This is a genomic window from Micromonospora maritima, assembly GCF_902825405.1.
GTDB classification, from domain to species: domain Bacteria; phylum Actinomycetota; class Actinomycetes; order Mycobacteriales; family Micromonosporaceae; genus Micromonospora; species Micromonospora maritima.
The window spans coordinates 1-3,805 of sequence record NZ_CADEAU010000498.1 but is presented as its reverse complement, the minus strand read 5'-3'; the positions used below and the strand labels follow the sequence as shown (position 1 = coordinate 3,805).

Genomic DNA, 3,805 nt, shown 5'->3' with positions numbered 1-3,805 from the left:
CCCGCCTGGCGGCCCGGGCCGGGCGCGGGGCCGGCCGAGGTGAGCCGCTGGTGGACCGGCCTGACCCCGGCCGAACGGCGGTGGCTGGTCGGGCGGGAGCCGGATCGGGTGGGCCGGCTCGACGGCATACCCGTGACCGCCCGCGACCAGGCCAACCGGCTCCTGCTCGCCGACCGGCGGGAGGAGCTGCTCGCGCGTCGACTCGCGTTGTCACGCCCGTTGCCGGCGGCGCCGTTCGAGTTGGACCGCCGCGCCCGCCTGGCCGGGGTGGAGGCGGCGCTGCGCGGGCTCGACGGGCTGGCCGAGCGGCTGGCCGCGCCCGGGCCGCCCCGGGCGTACCTCCTGGGTCTCGACCCGGCCGGCGACGGGCGGGCGGTGGTCGCGCTCGGCAACCCCGACCGGGCCGGCGCGGTGCTGACCTACGTGCCGGGCATGACCTCGGACCTCGCCGACGCGCCGGCCGAGCTGGGTCGCGCCGCCCGGGTGCTGGACCGCTGCCACACGATCGGGCCGGGCGCGGAGACGGCGGCGTTGCTCTGGCTGGACTACGACGCGCCGGATCTCCTCACCGATGCGGCGGGCACCCGGCGGGCCGAGGACGCCGGGCCGGCGCTGCACCGCTTCCAGGAGGGGTTGCGGGCCACGCACGAGGGACCGCCGGCCCGGCAGACGGTGCTCGGGCACAGCTACGGCTCGGTGGTGGTCGGCGTCGCGGCCCGCGACCACGGCCTGGGCGCCGACGCCCTGGTCTTCGTGGGGTCTCCCGGGGTCGGCGTCGACCACGCCGCCGAGCTGCGGATGCCGGCCGGGCAGGTGTGGGCGGCGACCGCGTCCGACGACGTGATCCGGATGGCCCGTCCACCGGACGAGCTGGCCCGCCGGGCCCTGCTGGCCGGCACGCCCCTCGGTCCGGCGCTGGCCGCTCTCGACCCGCACCCCGGGCGCCTCTGGTTCGGCGCGGACCCGAGCGGCCCGGGCTTCGGCGGGCGGCGCTTCGCCAGCGGCCCGCACGGCCACACCGGTTACTGGGATCCCGACAACCCGGCGCTGGACGGGATGGCACGCATCGTGCTGGGCCGGTGAGACGACCCGGCCCCCTCCGCCGTGGGGGCGGAGGGGGCCGGAACCGGTCGGCTACTCGACCGTGACCGACTTCGCGAGGTTCCGCGGCTGGTCGACGTCGTGCCCACGGGCGGCGGCGATCTCGGCGGCGAGCACCTGGAGCGGCACGGTCGTCACCAGCGGGGCCAGCAGCGTGGGCGTACGCGGCACGTAGATCAGGTGGTCGGCGTAGCGGACCACCGCCTGGTCGCCCTCCTCCGCGATCACGATGGTGCGGGCGCCGCGGGCGCGCACCTCCTGGATGTTGGAGACGACCTTGTCGTGCAGCATGCCCCGGCCGACCGGCGAGGGCACGATGCAGATCACCGGCGTACCCTCGTCGATCAGCGAGATGGGGCCGTGCTTCAGCTCGCCGGCGGCGAAGCCCTCGGCGTGCATGTACGCCAGCTCCTTGAGCTTCAACGCACCCTCCAGCGCGACCGGGTAGCCCACGTGCCGGCCGATGAACAGCACCGTCGGCTCGGACTTCAGCTCGCGGCCCAGCTCGCGGACCGGCTCGATCCGGTCCAGCAGCTCCCGCAGCTTGCCGGGCATCTCCTGGAGCTGGGCCACCACCGCGCCCACCTCGTCGGCGAACTTGATGCCGCGCACCTGGGCCAGGTGCAGCCCGATCAGGTAGCACGCGACGACCTGGGTGAGGAACGCCTTGGTGGAGGCGACCGCGATCTCCGGGCCGCCGTGGGTGTAGAGCACCGCGTCGGACTCGCGCGGGATGGTGGAGCCGTTGGTGTTGCAGATGGCCAGCACGCGGGCCTTCTGCTCCTTGGCGTGGCGCAGCGCCATCAGCGTGTCCATCGTCTCGCCGGACTGCGAGATCACCACGATCAGCGTGGACCGGTCCAGCACCGGGTCGCGGTAGCGGAACTCGCTGGCCAGCTCCACCTCGCAGGGGATGCGGGTCCAGTGCTCGATGGCGTACTTGGCGACCAGGCCGGCGTGGTAGGAGGTGCCGCAGGCGACGATGAAGATCTTGTCGACGTCGCGCAGGTCCTGCTCGCTGAGGCGGACCTCGTCGAGCGCGATCTCGCCCGTCTCGGTGAGCCGACCGAGCAGCGTGTCGGCGATGGCCTGCGGCTGCTCCTCGATCTCCTTGAGCATGAACCAGTCGTAGCCGCCCTTCTCGGCGGCCGACGAGTCCCAGTCGATGTGGAAGTCCTTGCCGCTCGCCGGCTGGCCGGCGAAGTCGGTGATGTCGATGCTGTCCGGCGTGATCAGGACGATCTGGTCCTGCCCCAGCTCGACCGCGTCGCGGGTGTGCTCGATGAACGCCGCCACGTCGCTGGCCAGGTAGTTCTCGCCGTCGCCCCGGCCCACCACCAGCGGCGAGTTGCGGCGGGCGCCGACCACCGCGCCGGGGATGCCGGCGTCGACGGCGAGCAGCGTGAACGCGCCCTCCAGGCGCGCGCACACCACGCGCATCGCGGCGGCGAGGAGCTGCGGGCTGTCGGTCTCACCGGCCGAGCGCAGGTCGGCCAGCGCGCGGGCGATCAGGTGCGCGGCGCACTCGGTGTCGGTGTCGCTGGTGAACTCGACGCCCTCGTCCTCCAGCTCGGCGCGCAGCTTCGCGAAGTTCTCGATGATGCCGTTGTGGATCACGGCGACCCGGCCGTCGGGGGCCAGGTGGGGGTGGGCGTTGCGGTCGGTCGGGCCGCCGTGCGTGGCCCACCGGGTGTGGCCGATGCCGGTGGTGCCGTCGCCGATGCCGATCGGGCTGGCGGCGCAGTCCTCGGGGTTGCTCGCGGCCCGCTCGGAGAGGACCTTCTCCAGGTTGGCCAGCTTGCCGGCCTTCTTCTCGGTCAGCAGCTCGTCGTCACAGACGACGGCGACCCCGGCCGAGTCGTAACCGCGGTATTCCAGCCGCCGCAGTCCGTCGAGCACGATGCCGAGCGCCGGGCGCGCGCCGGCGTAACCCACGATTCCACACATGGTCCGCAGCCTAGCCGAGTTTCGCTCACCGCGCGTGCTCGGAAGCCGGGTTAACGATCACTGAACTTGAGCGAACCGGCGTGCGGGGACGCCTTATCGGACAAAACGGCTCATCCCGCGTGGCGCATGGCCCGGTCGACACGGCCGCCACGCCGGCCCTGCGGCCGCACCGATGCGACCCAACGCCCACCCTCGGGCCGCCCCTCCCTCGTCCCCGCCCCCCGGCGGCCCGGTCACCTGCGCGTGCGCGGCACCGGCGGGCGGCTGCGCGTCCCAGGTGCGGTCACCGTTGTGGACCAAGGAGTTCTGGTCGGACGACGCCCCCACCTTCCGACGCCGACTCCTTGATCGTCACCTGGTCCGGACGGGGATTGCGGGTTGGGCGACATGCCTCTGAGGCATGAATATGACGGCGCGGTATCGCTTTCGGGCGGAGGCCGTTTGGTGAGGCGTCACGGAACTGGCGTGGTCACCCCCCACGCGCCGGCGGCATTCACGAGCGGGAGCGGGGAGTCGGGAGGCATGGCGGGGCCTCGGGCGTGGCCGGGACGCCCTACATTGAGGGCCGCGCCCACCCCCACCGCGGACGTCCGCGCCGTACCCCTGTGAGCTGAGCAGATGTCGGAGACGACCCCCGCCCCCGAGCCGGGCCCCGGGCCGAGCGACCCGCCCCCGGCACCGGCCCACCCGGCCGCGACGCCCGACGATCCGACCGCGACGCCGGTGGCATCGTCCTGGACGCCGCCGGACCCGCTGG

2 protein-coding genes are annotated in these 3,805 nt (G+C 74.1%); one reads left to right on the top strand and one right to left on the bottom strand.

Features of this window, described 5'->3' with window-relative positions; all coding sequences use genetic code 11:
* Window positions 1–1,083, top strand: a 1,083-nt coding sequence (locus HUW36_RS27820) for an alpha/beta hydrolase (RefSeq protein ID WP_174530847.1), incomplete at its 5' end; no start/stop codon positions are given.
* A 51-nt stretch (window positions 1,084–1,134) separates the two neighbouring features.
* Here HUW36_RS27820 and glmS read toward each other — a convergent pair.
* Window positions 1,135–3,048, bottom strand: coding sequence for a glutamine--fructose-6-phosphate transaminase (isomerizing) (gene glmS, locus HUW36_RS27815; protein ID WP_174530846.1), 1,914 nt, complete (start codon window positions 3,046–3,048; stop codon window positions 1,135–1,137).
* Window positions 3,049–3,805 lie beyond the last annotated feature (757 nt).

Bases quoted from the DNA above. Each gene is read 5' to 3' on its own strand.
- glmS (WP_174530846.1), bottom strand. From the start codon at position 3,048: ATGTGTGGAATCGTGGGTTACGCCGGCGCGCGCCCGGCGCTCGGCATC.